Here is a 21673-nt window from a genome sequence, read left to right as displayed (position 1 = left end):
AGTTCGGTCCGCTACGCACCTTCACCATGGCGAACTCGAACCATCCCAACCACACCATCCTGGCCCGTCAGATGCAGAAATACCTGCGCTGGCGTAACGCCAACGCCCGTCACCCCGACGTCCTGGCCGCCCAACGCCGAGAACGCGCCCGCGTCCGCAGCGAACGCCAACACCGCTGGGGCCGACCCCGCACCAACGCCGCCTGACGACTCAGACCCGGTGAACGTTCATGGACGCCGCACTAGCGACCCGGGCACGGCGAAGGTCTTCGTGAACGGCGTGCTGGGGCTGCCGCCGGCAGCGACAGACACCGGGCCGGCGCTGATCACGACACGTCCGTTCCTGGAGGCGCTTGTCCGACGGCGGACCCTCGCCGTCGACAACATCCGCATGGTGTACGGCAGGGCGGACGGCCTGACCGTCGACGAGCGGCGCGTCACCGGCGCCCGGTACGTGCCCGAGGGCGGCACCGATCCGGTGGTCGAGACGGCGGACCTGGTGGTCGACGCGATGGGACGGTCGAGCCGGCTGAGCTACTGGCTGGCCGAGCACGGGTGGCCCCGTCCGCCCATGCGACGAATGCCGATCAAGCTGAACTACGCGACGGCGCTCTACAAGCGCGACGAGTTGGTCAGCGACGCCTGGGTGGCGGTCTTCCACACCATGGCCGGCAAGGGTCGTACCGCCCGGATCGGCGGGATCAACTCGGTCGAGGGCGACCGCTGGATCATGTTGGTGGCCGGCTACGACGACGATCGGCCCAGCCGCGACATCGCGGACTTCACCGCACGCTGTCGAGCGCACTATCCGCAGATGTTCGGTGACATCGCCGAGCACGGGGAGATGCTGGGCGGGGTGGTCACCTACCACCAGGCGGACAGCCGCCGCCGCGACTTCCACAAGCTCGACCGCCTGCCCGCCGGGTTGGTCGCCGCCGGAGACGCCGTCGCGTCCTTCAACCCTGTGTACGGCCAGGGCATGACTTCCGCGACGCTGCACGCTTCCTGCCTGTCGGCGTACCTGCGGTCCGGCCCGAAGCCACACGACGAGCCTGCCCGGACGTATTTCGATCAGGTCCGGGTGGTCGTCGACGCCGCCTGGCGCATCTCCACCACCGCCGACATCGAGCTGCCGCACGTCGACGGGCCGTACCCGCCCGGCTACAAGGTCACCAAGTGGTTCGGTGACCTGATCTTCCGAGCGTCGCTCACCGACCCGGTGCTCAACGCCCGGCTGGGCAGGGTCACCACAATGCTCGAGCACCCGGCGACTCTGAGTCGCCCCGGGACCCTGCTCCGGGCGCTGCGGCTCAGCCTGTTCGCTCGCCACACGCCCTATCGCGCTTCGCGATAAGCGAACCGCCATTTCTGCGTGTTCAACCCGAAGCAGACGTTCAACCAGAAGTAGCTCGGCCCGCAACCGGGGCTGCCGCACCAGCCGGACGATTCGCAGCGAAAGCCGTCGCAGCCGGGCAAGATGGTCAACCGGGGATAGGGGCGTGGCGACGAACCCGGGGGACCAGGCGTGCGCGGAACCAGCCTCCTGGGCCGGCTCCGGCGCCGCGACCCGGGGGACGCCGTCCTGCGGCGCGCCGTACGGCTGACCCTCGTCGCGTCGGTGGTCTTCTACGCCGGCCGCTACGGGGCGGGCAGTTCGGTGCTGGCCACGTACGCGCTGTTCGGCACGGTCGCCGCCGGGTCGTTCGCGCAGCTGCCCGGTCCGGCGCCGCAACGGGCGCGGATCCTCATCGCGTCGCTGCCTGCGGTGTGGGCGCTGATCGCCGTGGGCACGCTGCTGGCGTGGAGCACCTGGGCGGCGGCGGCCGGGATGCTCGTCATCGGATTCGCCGTGACGTTCGCCGGGGTCGGCAACCCGCGCATCGTCGGGCTGGGCAGCGCGTTGCAACTCGTCTACATCCTGGCGTCGTTTCCGCCGTACCAGCCGGGCAGCCTGCCGGAGCGGCTGGGCGGGGTCACGCTCGCCATCGTGCTGCTCGCCGTGGCCGAGGTGCTCCTCTGGCCCGATCCGGTGCCGATCTCCTACCGGCAACGACTCGCCGACGCGGCGGACGGCGTCGCGGCGTTCCTCGACGCCACGGCCGACGCGCTCACCGACCCGGACGCCGATCGCGATGCCCGGGACAGGCGGCGTGAGCGGGCATCCGATGCGGTGGCCGCGCTCGCGTTGAGCCGGACGACCCCGGCGTGGGCGCCGACCGCGGCCAGCGCCCGCCACCGGGCCCTGCGGATCTGCGCGGCAGCACTACGGGAGGCACTCGTCGAGGTGAACCGGCTGGCGTCGGACGCCCCAGCGGAACCGATCCGGGACCTGGCGGCGGCGTGGCTGCTGCGCTCGTGCGCCGACACGACACGTGCCGCCGGCCGTAGCCTGCCTCCGGGTGCGCCGCCTGTCGACCTCGGCGCTCTGAACGCCGCGATCGGTCGCGCCGAGACGGCGTACCCCTCGGGACAGGATGCCGGCGGCGTGCCGGACGTACCCCGGATGGGCCGGGACGCGACGGCGCTGGCCCTGGCCGACCAGGTCCGGGTGCTCGCCGTCGGCGCCCGCGTGGCCAACGGGGTACGGCCCGACGCCGACGACGACTACTCGGGGCTGTTCGAGTACGCGCGGCACGGCCCGTCGACGCTGTACTGGCGGCAGCTCCGCTCGCACCTGGCGCCGCGCTCCGCCCAACTGCAGAGTTCGTTGCGGCTGGCCGTGGCGCTCGCCATCGCGCGGGTGGTCGCCGGGGTGTTGCAGCTGACCCACGGCTTCTGGGTGCTGCTGGCCACCCTCACGGTCCTGCGCACCTCGGCCTCGGACACCCGCACAGCGCTGCGGCCCGCCGTGCTGGGCACGATCGCCGGTGCCGCCGTCAGTGGTGTGGTGATGCTCGTCGTCGACGCCCCGATCGTCTACGCCGTCGTCTTGCCGGTCACCCTCCTGCTGGCCCTGGGCGTCGGTCGGCTGCTCGGCCCGGTGTGGCAGCAGGCGCTGTTCACCGTGCTGCTGACCGTCGTCTTCGCCCAGCTCAGCCCGGAAGGATGGCGGCTCGCCGAAGCCCGTCTGGTCGATGTCGTGCTCGGCGCGGTGATCGGCGTCCTCGCCGGGGTGGCGATATGGCCGCGCGGCGCGGGCCGCGACCTGCGGCCCAACGCCGCCGACTACCTCACGGCAAGCGCGGACGCGATCGACGAGACGGTCCGTGCGCTGCTGGGGGACGCCCCGCCCGACCGGGCCCTCGACCGGGTCCGGCAGCGGATGGTCCTCGTCGACTCGTCCTACTGCCAGTACCACTCCGAACGACACGACGCGGTGAACCAGGGGGTCGACTGGGACGCCGTCCTGGGCACCGGCGAACACGTGGTGCTCGGCGCCGAGTCGCTGCTGCGCCGCAACCCGCCCGGCTGCCTCGCGGGTTGGCCGGCTGCGGCGGGGTTGCTGCGGGCCTCGGCAGGTCAACTGCGATCGGCGTACGACGCTCTCGCCGCCGACATCGCGCAGGGCCGGACATCGGACGGGGCGGCTGTCTCGCCTTCCCGCGTCGACGAACTGGACCGGATCCTTCCCCTCGCCAACGGGGCCGACAGTCAGTCGGTCCGGCATCTGGTGGAGGTCGACAGGTGGCTCGCCGGCCTCGCCGCCGCGCTCGCTCGGATCCGCCCACCGACGGACGGCGAGCCGGGCAGTCATGCCGGGAAGCATGGGCACGGTGATCACTGAGGCTTCCCGCCGGAGGCGCCCGAAGCCCTAGCCGGCTCCGCAGGCCGCCGGGCGTCAATTGGTCGTGCCCCCGCCGGCCCGATCCGCCTAGCGTCGGTTGCGTGGACATCGAGCAGGCACAGAAGCTCTGGCAGCCGAAGCCCGGCTGGTTGAACACCGCCTCCTACGGGCTGCCGCCCGAGCCGACCTGGACAGCGGTGCAGGAGGCCATGACCGGCTGGCGAGCCGGCAGCACGTCGTGGGAGGGCTGGGGGGAGTCCGTCAACCGCGCGCGGACCGCGTTCGCCGGCCTCATCGGGGTGCCCGGCGCGGACGTGGCGGTCGGCGTGACCGTCTCCCAGATGCTGGCGCCGGTCGCGGCGGCGCTGCCGGCGGGGGCCACAGTGGTGGTGCCGGAGGTCGAGTTCACCTCGAACCTCTTCCCGTGGCTGGTGCAGGAGGAGCGCGGAGTCACCGTCCGCACCGTGCCGGCGGAAGGACTGGCCGAGGCGATCGACGCCGACACCGACCTGGTCGCGTTCAGCCTCGTGCAGTCGGCCGACGGGTCCGTCGCGGCGTACGACGAGATCGTGGCCGCCGCCCGCGCGCACGACGCGCTCGTGGTGGTGGACGCGACCCAGGCGTGCGGGTGGCTGCCGTTCGACGGGAGTCGCGCCGACGTGGTGGTGGTGGGCGGCTACAAGTGGCTGATGAACCCGCGCGGCACCGCGTACGCCTATCTGGCCCCGGCCCTGCGCGACCGGATGCGTCCGGACGCGGCCGGCTGGTACGCGGGCCGCGACCCGCACGCCTCCTACTACGGCCCGCCGCTGCGGCTGGCCGACGACGCCCGTCGGTTCGACATCTCACCGGCCTGGTTCAGTTGGGTCGGCGCGGCCCCGGCACTGGAGGTGGTCGCCGAGATCGGCGTGCCGGCGATCCAGGCGCACGACGTGGCGCTTGCCAACCGCTTCCTGACCGGGCTGGGCCGGCCGCCGGGGGAGAGCGCCATCGTCACCGTGGCCGTGCCCGGCGCGGAGGAGCGTCTCGCGGCGGCCGGCATCCGGGCGGCGGTGCGCGCCGGACGGGTCCGCGCCTCGTTCCACGTCTACTCCACCGAAGCCGACGTGGACGAGGCGCTCACCGCGTTGACGGGGTGACCCCGATCAGGCCAGGTGACCGCCGATCTTCGTGTACCCGCGCAGCAGGTCCCGCGAGATGATCAGGCGCTGCATCTCGTCGGTGCCCTCGAAGATCCGGTACAGGCGGACCTGCCGGTACCAGCGCTCGATGGGCAGCTCACGGGTGTAGCCCATGCCGCCGTGGATCTGGAGCACCCGGTCGACCACCCGGTTGACCATGCCGGCGCCGTAGAGCTTGCCCATCGACGAGGCGTGCCGGGGGTCGAGGCCCTGGTCGACAGTCCACGCCGAGCGCAGCACCAGCCAGCGGGCGGCCTCCAGTTCGGTCTCCGAGTCGGCGATCATCCACTGGATGGCCTGGTTGGTGCCGATCTTCGTGCCGAAGGTCTCCCGCGTGTTGGCGTAGTCGATCGCCATCTGCAGGACCCGCTCGGCGATGCCGATGGCGTGCGACGGGATGGTGTAGCGGCCCTTGCCGATCCACTCCATGCCCAGCGTGAAGCCCTGCCCGATCTCTCCGAGGATGTTGCGGTGCGGCACGCGTACGCCGTCGAAGATCAGCGACGCGGGCCCGCCCTCGCCCATCGTCTGGATGAACTCCGAGCGCCAGCCCATCGCCCGGTCCACAAGGAACGCCGTGGCCCCGCCGTTGCGGGCGCCCTTCTCCCGGTCGGTCACCGCGACCACGATGGCGAAGTCGGCGTCGTGACCGCCGGTGATGAAGGTCTTCTCGCCGTCGAGAATCCAGTCGTCGCCGTCACGCCGGGCGGACAGCCGGATGTTCGCCGCGTCCGAGCCGGCGCCCGGCTCGGTGATCGCGAAGCAGGAGCGCCGTTCGCCCTCGATCGTCGGGACGAGGAACTCCCGCTTCTGGTCCTCGCTGGCGTGGAACAGGATGTTGTCGGCCTCGCCGCCGAAGCGGAACGGCACGAACGTGCGGCCCAACTCCGTCCAGATCAACGACTGGAGCACTGCCGGCAGGTTCATCCCGCCGTACTCCTCGGGGGTGGCCAGGCCCCAGAAGCCGAACTTGCGCGCCTTGAGTTGCAGCTCGCGCACCTCGGAGTGGTCCAGGCCCGGTTGGTGTGCCCGCTCGCGGCGCAGCACCTCCGCCTCCAGCGGCATCACCTCGCGCTGGATGAACGACCGGACGGTGTCCCGTACCGCCCGCTCCTCGTCGGTGAGCGAAAAGTCCACGGTGGTCCTCCTGGCGTCGATGCTGCCGGTCTCCCTTAAACTAGCGCTGTAAGTTTTGCCGCGTCCAGACCCCTGGCCAGACCTCGCGAGGAGCGCAGTGCCCCGACCCCGCCAGCCCCGGCTCACCCGGCTGCTGATCGTCGAGACCGCCACCGCGCTCATCGACGCCGAAGGGCTGCCGGCGTTCTCCACCCGCCGGCTCGCCGCCGAGCTGGGCGTGCGGGGCCCGTCGCTCTACAACCACTTCGCCACCAAGGACGAGATCCTGGACGCGGTCGCCGACACGGTCATCGCCGCCGTCGACACCAGCGGCTTCGCCAGCCGGGACTGGGTCGGCGCGCTGCGCGGCTGGGCCTGGTCGTACCGGCGGGCGCTCACCGCGCACCCGAACATCGTGCCCTACCTGGCGCAGGGGCCGGGCCGGCGACCGGCAGCACTGGCCATGGCCGACGCGGTCTACGGCGGGCTGGTACGCGCCGGCTGGTCGCCGGCGCGGGCCACCCACATCGGAGCGGCGGTGCGCTACTTCGTGGCCGGCTCAGCGCTCGGCTCCTTCGCCCGAGGCTTCGTCGAGGACCCCGAGCTGTACGCGGCGCACTACCCCCACCTGCGCGACGCGCACCGCCTCGCCGAGCACCAGCAGAGCGTGGACGAGGGCGCGTTCGCCCTCGGCCTGGACGCGCTGCTGCACGGCCTGGCCACCGAGTACGCCAGGAGCATCGGCCCCCTCGACCCGGTGGAGTCCGCCCGGCCCAGCGGGTAGCGTCCAAACTCCCAGCGCTAGTTTCAGCCCTCACCGCCCACCCCCCGGAAGGGACGACATGGACCTCGCCGCCCCGCCCTCGCAGCTGCCCGACGCCCTGCGCCTGCGACGCCACCTGCACATCGGCGGCGATTGGACGTCTCCCGCCGGCACCGACGTGATCGACGTGGAGGCCCCGAGCACCGGCGACCTGATCGGGCAGGTGCCCTTCGGCACGGCGGCCGATGTGGACGCCGCCGTCGCCGCGGCCCGCGCCGCCTTCCCCGGCTGGGCCGCCACCGCACCCGCCGAACGCTCCGCCCACCTGGACCGGCTGCACACCGCGCTCGCCGCCCGCGCCGACGACCTCGCCCGCACCATCGCCGTCGAGTTGGGCGCACCCCTCAAGCTCGCCACCCGGGTGCAGGTCGGCCTGCCGCTGACCGTCCTGCGGGACCACGTCGCGCTCGCCGCCCGGCCGCCGTTCGAGGAGAGCATCGGCAACTCGCTTGTCGTCCGCGAGCCGATCGGTGTGGTCGGTGCGATCACCCCGTGGAACTACCCCCTGCACCAGGTGATGGCGAAGCTGGCCCCCGCGCTGGCCGCCGGCTGCACCGTGGTGCTCAAGCCCAGCGAGCTGACCCCGCTGACGGCGTACCTGCTCTTCGACGCGGTCGCCGAGGCCGGGCTGCCGCCGGGTGTGCTCAACCTGGTGCCCGGCACCGGCGCGGTGGTCGGCGAGGCGCTCGCCGGGCACCCCGATGTCGACCTGGTGTCGTTCACCGGCTCGACCGTGACCGGCGCGCGGATCATGCGACTCGCCGCCGACCGGATCGCCCGGGTGGCGCTGGAGTTGGGCGGCAAGTCCGCGAACGTGATCCTCCCCGACGCCGACCTCGCCACCGCGGTCAAGGTCGGCGTCGGCAACGCCCTGCTCAACTCCGGCCAGACCTGCACGGCGTGGACCCGCATGCTCGTGCACCGCGACAGGTACGACGAGGCGTTGGACCTGATCGCCACGGCGGTGGCCGGCTATCGGCTCGGCGACCCGTTCGACCCCGGCACCCGGCTCGGCCCGCTGGTCTCTGCCGCACAGGCGCAGCGGGTCCGCGGCCACGTCGAGCGGGCTCTCGCCGACGGCGCGCGGCTGGTCGCCGGTGGCCCGGACGCGCCGGTGCCCGCTCAGGGCCACTTCGTCGCACCCACCGTCTTCGCCGACGTGCACCCGGACAGCGCGCTCGCCCAGGAGGAGGTCTTCGGGCCGGTGCTCGCCGTTCTCCCGTTCGACGACACCGACGAGGCCGTCGCCATCGCCAACAACTCGAAGTACGGGCTTGCGGGTGCGGTCTGGTCCGCCGACCCCGACGCGGCGCTCGCGGTGGCGCGACGGCTGCGCACCGGCGCGGTCGACATCAACGGCGCGACGTTCAACCCGCTCGCCCCGTTCGGTGGCTACAAGCAGTCCGGCCTCGGCAGGGAGTTGGGCGTCCACGGGCTCGCCGAGTTCTGCGAGCTGAAGGCGATCCAGCGATGAGCGGCCCCGAGCTGTCGCCGGCCGCGCCGACGGGCGACCCCGAGCCGGTCACCGTCCGCGCGCTTGTCGCGCGTGGGTCCGGCGCCGAGCTGCGGGTCGAGCGGGTACGCCTGCCCGCGCCCGGCCCCGGCGAACTGCGCGTGACGATCACCGCAGCGGGCGTCTGCCACTCCGACCTGTCCATGGTGAACGGCACCCTCGCCGCGAGGTTCCCGCTGGTGCTCGGGCACGAGGCGACAGGTGTGGTGGCCGCGGCCGGGCCGAACACCCGGTTGGCGGTCGGCACGCCTGTCGCCCTCAACTGGGCGCCCGCCTGTCGGGCCTGCTGGTGGTGTATGCGCGGCGAGCCGTGGCTCTGCGCCGCGAACACCGCACCGACAGTTGCCCGCGGTGAGACCGACGACGGCGTCCGGCTGCACATGACCCTCGGCCTCGGCGCGCTCGCCGAGGCAGTTGTGGTGCCCGAGAACGCCGTCATCGCCATCCCCGCCGGGCTGCCGCCCGAGCAGGCCGCGCTGCTCGGCTGCGCGGTGCTCACCGGGGCGGGCGCGGTCGGCAACACCGCCCGGGTGGCTCCCGGTGAGTCGGTGGCCGTGATCGGGCTCGGTGGGGTCGGGCTCGCCGTGCTCACCGCCGCCCGCCGGGCCGGCGCCACGACGATCCTCGCCGTCGACGTCGCGGAGGCCAAACGCGACCTGGCGCTCGCCGCCGGTGCGACCGACTTCCTGCTCTCCGACGACCGACTCTCCCGGGAGGTGCGGCGGCGCACCGAGGGTCGGGGCGTCGACCACGCCTTCGAGTGCGTCGGCCGCGCCACCGCCATCCGGGCGGCCTGGCGTCTCACCCGGCGTGGGGGAGCGGTGACCGTGATCGGCATGGGCGCCAAGGACGACATGCTCAGCCTCGGCGCGCTTGACATCTTCCACTCCGCGCGGACGCTGCGCTCCTCGGTGTACGGCTCGTCCGATCCGGACCGGGAGGTGCCGGAGTTGGCCCGCGCGGCGCTCGACGGCACGCTGGACCTGTCACCTCTGGTCAGCGGCGTGGTCAGCCTCGACGAGGCGCCTGCCGCGTTCGACAGGCTGGCGCGGGGCGAGGGCGCCCGCTGGGTGGTCAGCCTCGACTGACCACCCGGCCGGCTGTCACTTGCCGGTGACGATGCCCGGGTTGATGCAGAGGCCCGGGTTGGCGCCGTTCTTCTCGGCGATCTCCAGGCAGCGGGTCACCTTGTCGACCTTCGCGTTGGTCTCGGTGATCTGCTTGGAGATGTCGGCGTTCCTGCGGTCCTGCTCGAGGTTGCGGGTCTGCGCCAGCTTGTCCTGGAACGCCTTGATGTTGCCCTCGGTCTTGTCGTCGTGGTTGACCCGGGTGATGGTCACCGAGAGGATGTCGACATCGGTGGCGAGCCGGGTCTCCGCGCTGGTCTTGATGTTCGCGGCGAACGGCTTCAGGTCGACGTTGAGGTTGCCGCTCTGCGCGTCGATCTTCTCCAGCGGGTTGTACGTGGCGAAGGCGTCGTTGACGGCGCTGTCGAGCTGCACTCCGACCCGCTGGCCCCGGAAGCTGACGAAGTCTCCCTTGTAGTCCATGAACTGCTTCGGCGCGTTCTCCGGCTTGACCTGCCACTCGACGAGCACCTCGACGCACGCGTCGGCGAGCGTGCCGGTGCGTACGCGGACGCAGTTGTCGCCGCCGATGTGGTCGTACTTCTGCCGGCCCGCGTCCCACTCGCCGACCTTCTGCCAGGGTGCCACCCACTTCAGGCCCGAACCGGTCACCTCGCCGGTGGGCTTGCCGAAGCTGGTGACGATGCCGACCGAGCGGATGGGCACCGAGTGGGCGCTGGAGGCGACCCCGATCAGCACTGTGACGGCGAGGAGGCCGAGCGCCGCCAGGGCGGCCGTACGCTTCATGGCGCTCTTGGGTGCGACGAGCGCCAGGATGGCGCTGACCGCCATTGCGGTGGCGAAGACGATCGCCATGGTGAAGCCGACAGGCATGGGGTGGGGACCTTCCGTTCGAGCGGTGTAGATGATCAACATAGGCGGTCCGGTCAAATCGGCCGTGCGGGAGCACCCCGCTGACCTGCGGCTGACTGCGCGCTGCCGGCAAATTCCGCGACGGCGCATCCGCCGCGCGTCGTTTCAGCGAAACCCGGATGGAGAACACCTATCCGGGGGTACGTCTGGTGCTTACCGATCCGATGTCGGCGGATGCCGTGGAGACCGCGCACAAGCGCATCCGGCTGGCCGCCGAGGACCTGGACGGCAACCGTGTCGCCACGGTGCTGCTGGAGATGGCCGAAGCCTGGGGCGTGCCGGCGCTCTGGGAGCAGGTGTGCCGGCCGCTGCTCACGCGGCTGCCGGGGCGTACGGCCGCCGAGATCGCCAGCGAGCACGTCCTGTGCGAGGGCGTGCGGGTCGGGTTGGACGTGTACCGCCGCCAACCCGGCCGGTCATTGCCCGCCGGCGGAGTGCTGCTGGCCGGCGCCGAACAGGAGGCGCACTGCCTCGGCCCACACGCGCTCGCCGCCGCGCTGCGCGAGCACCGCCGCGGCTGCCTGCATCTCGGCCCGGCGTTGCCCTGGTCCGCGCTGACCAGCGCGGTGCACCGGGCTCGCCCGCACACAGTCGTGCTCTGGTCACAGACACCGGTCACCGGCCGCGCGTACCGCCTGGTGCGCTTTGCCCGGGACTTCCCCCACCTGCGGGTGTACGCCGCCGGGCCGGGTTGGATCGAGCCGCTCGCCGCGCCGGCGACCCACCTGGGCACGTTGCCGGCCGCCGTCGCCGCCTGCCTCGCGACGGCACACACCCGCTGAGATCGTGCCCCGGCGCTCCGTCGTGCCCCCGCGTGAGGTCGATGTCGTCCTGCCGGCGGAAGTCTGCCCGGCCCGGACGTCCGGGCACGGGGGTCGGCCCACGTCCTTTGCTCTGCTTCAACCGGCGCAACGGTTTGGGGGCGCGGCTGTTGCGTCGGTTGAAGCAGAGCAAAGGCTGCGAAGGTCCACCCGGCGATGCTGCCCCGGCTACTCGCCGCCGGCTACGTACGGAGGCTGGACGCGGACGACCTGGTCGGCTTCGGGCGCCGGAGGCGCGTGACGGTCGGCGTCGTTGAACAGTTGGGCGACAGGTGATCGAAGCCGCCCCGGAGGTGCGTCGGGGGGCACGTGACACCTCTCACATACGATACGGATCGGTTCCGTATCGTTAATGCCGCGCCTAGGCTGTTCTCCGTTACGAGTCTGGCCCGTATCGTATTGCGCGACGGGTGAACCGGGGGGAGACCGGGCAGTGGAACTGCAGAACAACACAGGACACCCGAGGAGGTGGGCGATCCTGGGGGTGCTGGTGATCAGCCTCCTCGTCGTCGTCCTCGACAACACGATTCTCAACGTCGCCCTACGCACCCTCGCCGACCCGGTGCACGGCCTCGGCGCCACGCAGGGCCAGCTGGAGTGGTCCATCAACTCCTACACGCTTGTCTTCGCCGGGCTGCTGTTCACCTTCGGGGTGCTCGGCGACCGCTCCGGCCGCAAGCGCTTCCTCATGATCGGGCTGGTGCTGTTCGGTCTGGCGTCGCTGCTCTCGGCGTACGCGCAGAGCCCCGCCCAGCTGATCGCGGCCCGCGCCCTGATGGGTGTCGGCGGTGCGGCCATCATGCCGGTGACGCTGTCGATCATCTCCAACGTCTTCGACCCGCGCGAGCGCGGTCGGGCCATCGGCGTCTGGGCCGGCGCGGTCGGCCTCGCGGTGGCGATCGGCCCGATCCTCGGCGGCGCGCTGCTGGAGCACTTCTGGTGGGGCTCGGTCTTCCTGATCAACGTCCCGGTGGTGGCCGCCGGCGTGGTCCTTGTCGCGCTGCTGGTCCCCGAGTCGCGTGACCCGCGACCGGGCCGGATCGACGTCCTCGGCGTCCTGCTCTCCGTGGTGGGCCTGGTCGCCCTCTCCTACGGCATCATCGACGGCGGCGAGCACGGCTTCGGCCGGCCGGTGGCCTGGGGCTCCATCCTGGTGGGCCTCGCGGTGCTGGCCTGGTTCGTGCAGCACGAGCGGCGTAGCGACCACCCGTCGCTGGACGTCCGGCTGTTCAAGGTGCCTCGGTTCGCCGCGCCGGTGGCCATCGTGGGCCTGGTGTTCTTCGCCGCGATGGGCGTGTTGTTCTTCAGCTCCTTCTATCTGCAACTGGTGCGCGGTTACAGCCCGCTGCAGACCGGCCTGCTCTTCCTGCCCTTCGCCGGCGCCCAGCTGATCTTCGCGCCGCGCAGCGCCGCGATGGTCCGCCGGTACGGCGGCCGGGCGGTCGCCGCCGTCGGGCTGGGACTGACCGTGGTGGCGCTCGCCGCGTTCGCCTTCATCGGCGTGTCCACCCCGATCTGGGTCGTCCTGGTCGTCTTCTTCCTCCAGGGCGTCGGGATGGCCAACATCATGCCCCCGGCCACCGAGTCGATCATGTCGGCGCTGCCCCGGGAGAAGGCGGGGGTGGGCTCCGCGGTGAGCAACACCGTCCGCCAGGTGGCCGGTGCGCTGGGCGTGGCGGTCCTCGGCTCGGTGCTCTCCGCGGTCTACCGCAGCGACGTGGGCGACGCGCTGACCAGCCTGCCTCCGCAGGCCCGTGACGCGGCCAACGAGTCGATCTCCGGGGCGTACGCGGCGGCCGGGCAGCTCGGCCCGGCGGCGCCGACGCTGATCTCGGCGGCCAACGACGCCTTCGTCACCGCCATGCACTGGGCGGCGGGCCTCTCCGCGGTGGTCGCGGCGCTCGGAATGCTGGTGGTGCTGCGCTGGATGCCGGGTCGGGACGCCGTGACCGAGGCCCCGGCGGCACCCGTCGCCGAGCCCGAGTTGGCCGGGACGGTGTAGGTCCAGGGACAATGTCCGACATGAGGTCCACTGCTGATGCTCCGCGGTCGCCCGGGCGACCGCGGAGCCTCCGCGCCGATGAGGCGATCATTGAGGCCACCCTCGACCTGCTCGCCGAGGGCAGCACCATCGAGGCGCTCTCGATCGAGGCGATCGCCACCCGGGCCGGGGTCGGCAAGGCCACCATCTACCGCCGCTGGGCCGGCAAGGACGCGCTGCTGCTGGACGCGCTGCGCCGGCTCAAGGGCGTCCTGCCGCAGCCGGCAGGCCACTCCATCCGCGACGACCTGATCCTGCTCGTCGACGCGATCGGTAAGAACATGGACCCGCGGGCGGAGAAAATCATGCCGTGCCTGGTGCCCGCGGTGAACCGCAGCACCGACCAGTACCAGCTCTACCAGAACATCATCGCGCCCCGGCGGCAGCTGATGCGCGAGGTGCTCCGGCGCGGCATCGACGAGGGGGTGCTCCGGCCCGACACCGACCTGGAGGTGACCATGGCGCTGCTCACCGGGCCGATGTTGATCCAGCGGGTGTTGCAGTGGAGCCCGAGTCTGAACGAGGTCAACCTGCCGGTGCGGGTCGTCGACGCCGTCCTCGAAGGGATCCGCGCCCGCTGAGGTCAGGCCGGTGCGCGCAGGCGGTGCAGGCGTAGCGCCAGCTGCACCTCAAGCGCCCGCTCGGGCCGCTGCCAGTCCGCGCCGAGCAGTTGCCCCACCCGCTCCAGGCGCTGGGTCACCGTGTTGACGTGCACGTGCAGCTGCTCGGCGGCGCGGGCCAGACTGCCACCGACCCCGAAGTACGCCTCCAGCGTCTTGACAAGCGCCGTACCCCGCCGGGCGTCGTAGTCGACAACCGGCCCGACGGTGGCCGTGAGGAACTGGGCCACGTCCTTCTCGCCCCGGTCACCGACCGTGCCCAGCAGCAGCCCGACGAAGCCCAGCTCGGCGGTGCTCGCGCCCTGACCGGCGCGGCCCAGCGCGCCGAGTGCGGTGAGGCAGCGGTCCGCCTCGTGGAACGTCGCCGCCAGCGTCGCCGGCCCCGCCGACGGGCCATTCGCCCCGGCGGTCACCGGCCGACCCGTCACCCGCGACAGATCGCGGGCCACCGCCCGGGCGCTGCCACCGGCGTCCTGCCCGGGCAGCATCAGGACCACCCGACCGTCGCGCGCCGCGGCCAGACCGCCGCGCGCCGAGGCGTACGTGGTGGCCCAGGAGAGCACCCGCTGCCGGGCCGAGCCGGTGGCCGCGATCGCGTCGTCGTCCACCGCCACCAGCACGTGCGGGGCGTCCAGGTCCACACCGAGCCGGCGAGCCCTGCTGCGCAGCGCGTCGGTGTCCCGCAGCGGTCGGGCGATCAGGTCGTCAAGCAGCTCGCCACGAACCCGGCCCTCCGCCTCGGCCACCGTCCGGCGGAACAGCAGCAGCAGCGCTGTCACAAGCGCGGCCCGCTCCAGGATCCGCTGGTCGGCGTCGACAAGTTCGTCGTCCGGGCGCAGCACCAGAGCGCCAAGGTTCTCGGTGCCCGCCACGACCGCCGCGTACCAGAGCGGGCCGCGCCGCACGCTGCGCCCCTCGGTGCGGGACGCGGCGACCGCCTCGACGATGTCGGCCCGATCCGGCTCGTCGATCTCGCCGACCCGGGCCAGCAACCGGCCCTCGGCGTCCAACGCCAGCAGCACGCCGCCCAACACCTCGGTCACCGCGGCCGTCACGTCCTCCACACCGCCGCCGCGCAGCACCAACGCCGTCATCCGGTCGTGCGCCGCCGCGGCCCGCTCCACCGAGCTGCTGTGCGCCCGGATGGTGGTGTTCGCCCCCGACAGCTCGGCAAGCGCCGAGCGGGTCTCCGCCAGCAGCCGGGCGGTGTCGATCGCCACCGCCGCGTGCGCGGCAAGGGAGACCAGCAGCGCCACCTCCTCCCGGACGAACGGCCGGGCCGAACGGTTGGCCGAGTAGAGGACGCCGATCGAGGTGGAGCCGAGCCGCATCGGCACCCCGAGGATCGCCACCAGCCCTTCCTCGCCGACCCCGGCGTCGATCTCCCCGGTGTGGTGGAAGCGCTCGTCCTCGCCGTAGTTGGCTGTCACGTACGGGGCGCCGGACTGGGCCACCAGGCCACCGAGGCCGGCACCCATCGGCAGCCGCAGCCGCTGGAAGCGGGCCGAGACCGACCCGTCGGTCACCCGCATGTAGGTGTCACCGCGCTCGTCGTCGTTGAGCGTCATGTAGGCGACGTCGGCGCCGAGCAGGTTGCGGGCCCGGTGCACGATCGCCCGCAGCACGTCGTCCAGGTCGCGCAGCCCGGCCAGGTCGCTTACCGTGTCGTACAGGCCGGACAGCTCGATCTCCCGGCGGCGGCGGCGCTCCAGCAACGCGCGGACCCGCAACGCCACCGTCCGGGCCTGCTCCAGCTCGGCCAGCCGTTCGGCGGGCGCCCCGGCGGCCCGCGCGGCCACAAGCGGTCCCTCGAACTCCACAGCCGCGGCCTCGCGGGCGAGCAGTTCCAGGAACTCCACAGGCGACGACATGGTCGACATTGTGCTCAGGCCCACTAGTTGGCCGTCCAGCCCCCGTCGAGCGCGATCGACGCGCCGGTGATGAAGGCCGCAGGCGGCGAGCAGAGGTACGCCAACAGCTCGGCCACCTCCTCCGGCTCGATCAACCGCTTGATCGCGGCCCGGGCCAACATGATCTTCTCGACCACCTCCGCTTCACCGATGCCGTGGCTTGCCGCCTGGTCGGCGATCTGGCTCTCCACAAGCGCCGTGCGGACGTACGCCGGGTTGATGCAGTTGGCGGTCACCCCGTGCGCGGCGCCCTCCAGCGCGACAACCTTCGACAGCCCTTCGAGGGCGTGCTTCGCCGTGACGTACGCCGACTTGTACGGCGACGCGCGCAACCCGTGCACGGACGAGATGTTGACGATCCGGCCCCAGCCCTGGGCGTACATGTGCGGCAGGGCGCGGCGGATCAGCCGGAACGGCGCCTCCACCATCACCCGCTGGATGTACTCGAAGCGCTCGACGGGGAAGTCCTGCAGCGGTGCCACGTGCTGAAGCCCGGCGTTGTTGACCACGATGTCCACGTCCACGTCGAGGCGGTCCACGGCCGCGCTGTCGGACAGGTCCACCCCCTCGGCGCGGCCGCCGGCCTCGGCGGCCACCGCCTTGGCCGCGTCCAGGTTGCGGTCCACCACGAGCACCTTGGCGCCGGCCGCACCCAGCCGCAGGGCGCACGCCCGCCCGATGCCGCTGCCGCCCCCGGTGACCAGGGCGGTGCGACCGGAGAGATCGAGCTGTACGACGTGGGGGACCACCACGGGTTCTGCCGTCATGGCGCAAGAAGTTACGAGCTGTCAGCCCTCCGGCACATGGGCCAACAACACATACTCCGTACCCAAGCTGTGTGGCCCCACCCGCCCCTACCGTCAGCGCGGTCCTCGCGGCCGTCCCCGGTCAACCCCCTTTGCTCTCCACCCACGACGGCGACGGTGACTCTCCGCTGTCGGTGCATATTGAGGCGCAGAGCAAAGGGGGCGGGGTGGCCCCGGGGTGCCGGGCGTGGGAGGGCGTGTCCCGTGGGGCTGGTGGGAAGGGCGCCGGTTAGGGTGTCGAACACACGTACTGCTGACGGCTGGGGAGGGGGCGGCGTGCGCGTGCTCGGTGTCGACCCGGGGTTGACCCGGTGTGGGGTGGGCGTGGTCGAGGGTGTGCCGGGCCGTCCCTGCACGTTGATCGCGTACTACGTGGTCTACACCGATCCGGCTGACGATCTGGCGCTGCGCCTGCTGCACCTGGACCGTTCACTCGCCAAACTGGTCGACGAGCACCAGCCGGAGAGCGTGGCCGTCGAGCGGGTCTTCAGTCAGCACAATGTGCGTACGGTGATGGGCACCGCGCAGGCCAGCGGCATCGCCGTGTTGGCGGGGGCGCGGGCCGGGCTGCCGGTGCAGACGTACACCCCCAGCGAGGTGAAGGCGGCGGTGACCGGTTCCGGTCAGGCCGACAAGGCGCAGATGACGGCAATGGTGACCCGGCTGCTGCGGCTGGACGAGCCGCCGAAGCCGGCCGACGCGGCCGACGCGCTCGCCTTGGCCATCTGCCATGTGTGGCGCGGTGGCACCCGCTCGAAGTTGGCCGCCGCGGCCGAACGGGCACGACGAGGAGGAGCACGATGATCGCCAGCGTGCGCGGCACGGTGACCGCGACGGGTCCGGACCTGGCCGTGATCGAGGTCGGCGGGGTCGGCTTGGCCGTGCACTGCGCCCCCGGGACGATCGCGGAGTTGCGGGTCGGCCAGGTCGCGCGGCTCGCCACCAGCCTGATCGTGCGGGAAGACTCGCTGACCCTCTACGGCTTCGCCGACGACGACGCCAAGTCGCTGTTCGAGCTGCTCCAGACCGCCAGCGGGGTTGGCCCCCGGCTGGCCCAGGCGGTGCTGGCCGTGCACACACCCGACGCGGTACGCAAGGCCATCGCCAACGCCGACACCGCTGCCCTGACCCGGGTGCCCGGGATCGGCAAGAAGGGCGCCGAGCGCCTGGTGTTGGAGCTGCGGGACCGGATCGGCCCGGTGTCGATCGGGGCCGACGGCGTGGGTGGCGTGACCGGCGGCGCCTGGCCCGACCAGGTCCGTCAGGCGCTTGTGGGCCTGGGCTGGACGGCGGGGCAGGCCGACCAGGCGGTGGCCGCGGTCGCGGAGACCATCGACGGTGCCACCCCGCCCGTGCCGGTCCTGCTCAAGCAGGCCATCCGCCTGCTCGGGCGTACCCGATGAGTGAGACCGAGGGGCTCGTCTCGGCGTACGTCAGCGACGCCGAGCGGGACGCGGAGGCCACCGTGCGGCCTCGGCGGCTGGCCGAGTTCATCGCCCAGGACCGGGTTCGCGACCAACTTGACCTGCTGTTGCAGGGGGCCATGCGGCGGGGTTCACCGCCGGATCACATCCTGCTCTCCGGGCCGCCCGGGTTGGGCAAGACCAGCCTCGCCAACATCGTCGCCGCCGAGCTGGGCGCGGGCATCCGGGTGACGAGCGGGCCGGCGATCGAGCGCTCCGGCGACCTGGCGGCGATCCTGACAAGCCTCGCCGAGGGCGACGTGCTCTTCATCGACGAGATCCACCGGATCGCCCGGCCCGCCGAGGAGTTGCTCTACAGCGCGATGGAGGACTTCCGGGTCGACGTGGTGGTCGGCAAGGGGCCGGGCGCCACCGCCATCCCGCTGGACGTCGAGCCGTTCACACTTGTCGGCGCGACCACCCGGTCCGGGCTGTTGACCGGCCCGATGCGGGACCGGTTCGGTTTCGTGGCGCACCTGGACTTCTACGCCCCGGCGGACCTGGAGACGCTGCTGCACCGCTCGGCGCGGATCCTCGGTGTGCCGATCACCGGCGAGGGTGCGACGGAGATCGCCGGCCGGTCCCGGGGCACCCCCCGGATCGCCAACCGGCTGCTGCGCCGGGTCCGCGACTACGCGGAGGTGCGGGCCGACGGCGTGGTCGATCTCGACACCGCCCGTGCCGCGTTGATCGTGTACGACGTCGACGCGCTCGGTCTGGACCGGCTGGACCGGGCGGTGCTGACCGCACTCGTGGACTCGTTCCGGGGAGGCCCGGTGGGGCTGTCCACGCTCGCGGTGGCGGTGGGGGAGCAGCCGGACACGGTCGAGGAGGTCTGCGAGCCGTTCCTGGTGCGCGCTGGCCTGTTGGCGCGTACGCCGCGTGGCCGGGTAGCGACGGAGGCTGCCTGGCGGCACCTGGGGCGTACACCACCGAATGGTACATTTGGGGCAGATGTCGCTCCGGCTCCCGATCTGTTCTCGGTGGACGCCGATCAGCCGTGATGTGAACGTGATCTGTGCCGCATTCGGTGTTCTCAGGTGCAGGGATTAGACTTCGCCGCGGTCTGTACAGGACGTGAGAGTCCGCCTCCGCTCCGACGCATCCCGCGTCGCGACGGAGGCCAATGGGAAGGTTTTTAACGTGCATTACGCACAATCGGCAGGCGGGGCCGGCAGCTTCACGCCGATCCTGATGATCGCACTGCTCTTCGGTGTCATGTACTTCATGATGATCCGGCCCCAGCAGAAGCGCCGTCGCGAGGCGGAGTCGATGCAGTCGAACCTCGGCCCCGGCGACGAGGTCGTGACCATCGGTGGGCTCTACGGCACCGTCACCGGCATCGAGGACGACAGCGTCCTGCTCGAGATCGCCCCGGGCGTGCAGACCCGCTACGCCCGCCCGGCCATCGCCCGGGTGGTCACCCGCGCGGAGTTGCCGAGCGAGCCGGTGACCGAGGACGCGGACACCGCCAAGGACTGACCCCCGCACAAGGGGGTGCGCGTCCGGCGTGCGGCCGGGTGACCGGCCCCCGGGGGGCACCGCGCCCGATGGGGCAGCGGACGCGACGTGAAAACTGGATAGTTGGGTCGACGCCGGGCGTCGGCACGTCCCCGTGACCGCCAGCGTTCCGCGCCGGCGTGTCCGGCTCTCGTGTCGGTGTCTTGCCGGCCCAGGTCAGACCCGGTCGGCCGGACCCCCGGCCCGACACTCGCCGCCGCGCACAGCGGCGCGACCGTACAGGGAGACAGACAACCGTGGCACCACCTCAGGGACAGATGCGCCCCGGCCGGCAGCTCGCCGTGCTCGGGGCCATCTTCGTGGTCCTCTACCTTCTGGTGTTCTTCGCGGGCGGTGCCAGCGGCAGCTTCAAGGATCGGCTCGAGCCTCGGCTCGGTCTCGACCTGATCGGCGGCACCCGGGTGACGCTGGAGGCCACCAACTCCGTCGACGGCAAGCCCCCGACCGCGGAGAACCTCGAGGAGGCCCGCCAGATCATCGAGAGCCGGGTCAACGCGTTCGGCGTGGCCGAGGCGGAGGTGGTCACCGAGGGCAACCGGAACATCGTCATCTCCCTGCCCGGTGAGAACCGGGACCTCACCGACGTGGGCAGCGCGGCCGAGCTGCGCTTTCGCAAGGTGTTGAAGGCCGCCGACGGCAGCGGAGCGATCGCCGCCCCGCCGGCCGTCGAGCCGAGCCCGTCCGGCAGCCCGGCTCCGTCCGGCGGCGCGACCCCGACCCCGTCGGGCAGTGGCGCGCCCAAGGCGTCCGCGTCGCCGAGCGGCGGTCAGGGCGGGATGGCCCCGGCGTCGCCAAGCGCCACGCCGGCCCCGTCCGCCTCGGCGAGTGCCGCCGCGCCGACGCCCAGTGCCAGCACGGAGCCGGTGCCGGCAAGCATCGAGGAGCAGCGCAAGGCCGTCGAGCAGAAGGTCGGCGCCGCCGCGTGGCAGGCCGCCAACGGTCTGCAGGGCCCGGCCGACCTGACCGCCGACCCGTCGCTTGCCGACAAGCTCAAGCCCTTCGGCACGCTGTCTCCGCAGGAGGTGGCGGTGCTGCCGGCGCAGATGCAGTTCAACGTGCCGACGATCGGCTGCGCGCAGCTCGACAAGCGCCCGCCGGCCTCGATCTCCGACCCGAAGCAGCAGGTCGTCTCCTGCGAGGACGGCGTCTCCAAGTACCTGCTCGACCAGGCGAAGGTGCTCGGCACCGACGTGTCGGACGCCGACGCGGTGCTCGACCAGACCAACGCCTGGGTGGTCAGCCTGGACTTCACCAATAAGGGCCAGGGCAACTGGACGGCCCTCACCCGTGAGGCGTTCAACAACGAGGGCGGGGCCTGCGACGCGACAGCCCTGGGCCAGGACGGCAAGTGCCGGGTGGCCGTCGTGCTGGACAACGAGATCGTCTCCTCGCCGGAGATCCAGGGCGTGCTGACCGGCGACTCCCAGATCACCGGCAACTTCACGCAGAAGGACGCCAGCACGCTCGCGGGTCAGCTCCGCTACGGCGCGCTGCCGGTGACCTTCGAGCAGCAGGAGGCGCAGAACGTCACCGCCACGCTGGGTGCCAGCCACCTGCGCGCTGGTCTGCTCGCGGCCGGCATCGGCATGCTGCTTGTCATCATCTACGCGTTCTTCTACTACCGGCTGCTCGGCTCGGTGATCTTCCTGAGCCTGATCCTCTCCGCGTTGCTGGTCTTCGGCGCGCTTGTGGTGCTCGGCCGGCAGATCGGCTTCACGCTCACCCTCGCCGGCATCGCCGGCATGATCGTCTCACTCGGTGTGGCGGCGGACTCGTTCGTCATCTACTTCGAACGGTTGAAGGACGAGATCCGGGAGGGGCGCAGCCCACGCAGCGCCGTACCCCGGGCCTGGATCCGAGCCCGTCGGACGATCATCTCGGCCAACGCGATCACCCTGCTCTCCGCGGTGGTGCTCTACGTGGTCTCGGTCGGCACGGTGAAGGGCTTCGCCTTCGCCCTGGGCCTCGCCACGGTGCTCGACCTGGTGGTGGTGTTCCTCTTCCGTCACCCGATCATGACGATGTTCGCCCGGACCCAGGCGTTCCTGTCCCCGCGGGTCAGCGGGCTCGGCCGGGCACTTCCGGCCCGGACCCAGCAGACTCAGCCCCGCAACTCGCGCGCCAAGGAGGCCTGA

At 72.1% G+C, this 21673-nt stretch carries 18 protein-coding genes and 1 pseudogene; 15 read left to right on the top strand and 4 right to left on the bottom strand.

Features of this window, described 5'->3' with window-relative positions:
• From ACFY2Q_RS24500 to ACFY2Q_RS24485, 4 genes and pseudogenes are all read left to right on the top strand, one after another.
• Positions 1–206 (top strand): annotated as a pseudogene (locus ACFY2Q_RS24500) (IS630 family transposase); the annotation flags it as partial.
• A 64-nt stretch (positions 207–270) separates the two neighbouring features.
• The gene (locus ACFY2Q_RS24495) at positions 271–1353 is read left to right on the top strand and encodes an FAD-dependent oxidoreductase (protein ID WP_387133869.1); all 1083 of its coding nucleotides are present in this window, start codon (positions 271–273) and stop codon (positions 1351–1353) included.
• Between the two features lie 171 nt (positions 1354–1524).
• Positions 1525–3723, top strand: coding sequence for an FUSC family protein (locus ACFY2Q_RS24490; protein ID WP_387133868.1), 2199 nt, complete (start codon positions 1525–1527; stop codon positions 3721–3723).
• A 101-nt stretch (positions 3724–3824) separates the two neighbouring features.
• Positions 3825–4862, top strand: a complete 1038-nt coding sequence (locus tag ACFY2Q_RS24485) for an aminotransferase class V-fold PLP-dependent enzyme (protein WP_387133866.1) — start codon at positions 3825–3827, stop codon at positions 4860–4862.
• Positions 4863–4868: 6 nt separating this feature from the next.
• On the opposite strand, the gene ACFY2Q_RS24480 is transcribed toward ACFY2Q_RS24485, so the two are convergent.
• Positions 4869–6041 carry an acyl-CoA dehydrogenase family protein gene (locus ACFY2Q_RS24480; protein ID WP_387133865.1) on the bottom strand — a complete coding sequence of 391 codons (1173 nt, stop codon included), beginning with the start codon at positions 6039–6041 and terminating at the stop codon, positions 4869–4871.
• Between the two features lie 97 nt (positions 6042–6138).
• On the opposite strand from ACFY2Q_RS24480, the gene ACFY2Q_RS24475 reads away from it, so the two are divergent.
• The 3 genes from ACFY2Q_RS24475 to ACFY2Q_RS24465 are packed head-to-tail and all read left to right on the top strand — an operon-like array spanning position 6139 to position 9444.
• Positions 6139–6804 (top strand): TetR/AcrR family transcriptional regulator C-terminal domain-containing protein, encoded by a 666-nt coding sequence (locus tag ACFY2Q_RS24475; RefSeq protein ID WP_387133863.1) that lies wholly within the window; start codon positions 6139–6141, stop codon positions 6802–6804.
• A gap of 58 nt (positions 6805–6862) precedes the next feature.
• Positions 6863–8317: an aldehyde dehydrogenase family protein gene (locus tag ACFY2Q_RS24470; protein WP_387133862.1), complete on the top strand. Its 1455-nt coding sequence runs from the start codon at positions 6863–6865 to the stop codon at positions 8315–8317.
• Entirely contained in the window at positions 8314–9444 is a 1131-nt protein-coding gene (locus ACFY2Q_RS24465) for an alcohol dehydrogenase catalytic domain-containing protein (protein WP_387133861.1), read from the top strand. Before ACFY2Q_RS24470 ends, ACFY2Q_RS24465 begins: the two co-directional genes overlap by 4 nt.
• A 15-nt stretch (positions 9445–9459) precedes the next feature.
• Here ACFY2Q_RS24465 and ACFY2Q_RS24460 read toward each other — a convergent pair whose 3' ends face one another.
• Positions 9460–10317 (bottom strand): SPFH domain-containing protein, encoded by an 858-nt coding sequence (locus ACFY2Q_RS24460; protein ID WP_387133859.1) that lies wholly within the window; start codon positions 10315–10317, stop codon positions 9460–9462.
• Between the two features lie 158 nt (positions 10318–10475).
• Here ACFY2Q_RS24460 and ACFY2Q_RS24455 point away from each other — a divergent pair, with 158 nt between their 5' ends.
• The 3 genes from ACFY2Q_RS24455 (at position 10476) to ACFY2Q_RS24445 (ending at position 13799) form a co-directional block, all read left to right on the top strand.
• On the top strand, positions 10476–11138 hold the full coding sequence (locus ACFY2Q_RS24455; RefSeq protein WP_387133858.1) for a transcriptional regulator: 663 nt from the start codon (positions 10476–10478) through the stop codon (positions 11136–11138).
• 472 nt (positions 11139–11610) lie between these two features.
• On the top strand, positions 11611–13179 hold the full coding sequence (locus ACFY2Q_RS24450; RefSeq protein WP_387133857.1) for an MFS transporter: 1569 nt from the start codon (positions 11611–11613) through the stop codon (positions 13177–13179).
• A gap of 11 nt (positions 13180–13190) precedes the next feature.
• Complete coding sequence (locus tag ACFY2Q_RS24445) at positions 13191–13799, top strand: TetR/AcrR family transcriptional regulator (RefSeq protein WP_387133855.1); 609 nt, start codon at positions 13191–13193, stop codon at positions 13797–13799.
• Between the two features lie 2 nt (positions 13800–13801).
• On the opposite strand, the gene ACFY2Q_RS24440 is transcribed toward ACFY2Q_RS24445, so the two are convergent.
• Both ACFY2Q_RS24440 and ACFY2Q_RS24435 read right to left on the bottom strand, forming a co-directional pair.
• On the bottom strand, positions 13802–15718 hold the full coding sequence (locus tag ACFY2Q_RS24440; protein ID WP_387133853.1) for a helix-turn-helix domain-containing protein: 1917 nt from the start codon (positions 15716–15718) through the stop codon (positions 13802–13804).
• Between the two features lie 14 nt (positions 15719–15732).
• Entirely contained in the window at positions 15733–16515 is a 783-nt protein-coding gene (locus ACFY2Q_RS24435) for a 3-hydroxybutyrate dehydrogenase (protein ID WP_387133851.1), read from the bottom strand.
• Positions 16516–16830: 315 nt separating this feature from the next.
• On the opposite strand from ACFY2Q_RS24435, the gene ruvC reads away from it, so the two are divergent.
• From ruvC to secD, 5 genes are all read left to right on the top strand, one after another.
• On the top strand, positions 16831–17358 hold the full coding sequence (ruvC, locus tag ACFY2Q_RS24430; protein WP_387133849.1) for a crossover junction endodeoxyribonuclease RuvC: 528 nt from the start codon (positions 16831–16833) through the stop codon (positions 17356–17358).
• On the top strand, positions 17355–17957 hold the full coding sequence (gene ruvA, locus ACFY2Q_RS24425) for a Holliday junction branch migration protein RuvA (RefSeq protein ID WP_387133848.1): 603 nt from the start codon (positions 17355–17357) through the stop codon (positions 17955–17957). Before ruvC ends, ruvA begins: the two co-directional genes overlap by 4 nt.
• Positions 17954–19021 carry a Holliday junction branch migration DNA helicase RuvB gene (gene ruvB / locus ACFY2Q_RS24420; protein WP_387133846.1) on the top strand — a complete coding sequence of 356 codons (1068 nt, stop codon included), beginning with the start codon at positions 17954–17956 and terminating at the stop codon, positions 19019–19021. The genes ruvA and ruvB overlap by 4 nt, the downstream gene beginning before the upstream one ends.
• Positions 19022–19160: 139 nt before the next feature.
• Entirely contained in the window at positions 19161–19499 is a 339-nt protein-coding gene (yajC, locus tag ACFY2Q_RS24415) for a preprotein translocase subunit YajC (RefSeq protein ID WP_357006431.1), read from the top strand.
• Between the two features lie 275 nt (positions 19500–19774).
• Complete coding sequence (gene secD / locus ACFY2Q_RS24410) at positions 19775–21673, top strand: protein translocase subunit SecD (RefSeq protein ID WP_387133845.1); 1899 nt, start codon at positions 19775–19777, stop codon at positions 21671–21673.

The sequence above is a fragment of the Micromonospora sp. NPDC000316 genome (assembly GCF_042898885.1).
In the GTDB taxonomy this organism is placed as follows: domain Bacteria; phylum Actinomycetota; class Actinomycetes; order Mycobacteriales; family Micromonosporaceae; genus Micromonospora.
The sequence above is the reverse complement of the archived record's forward strand: the minus strand, read 5'-3'. Positions and strand labels throughout refer to the sequence as shown.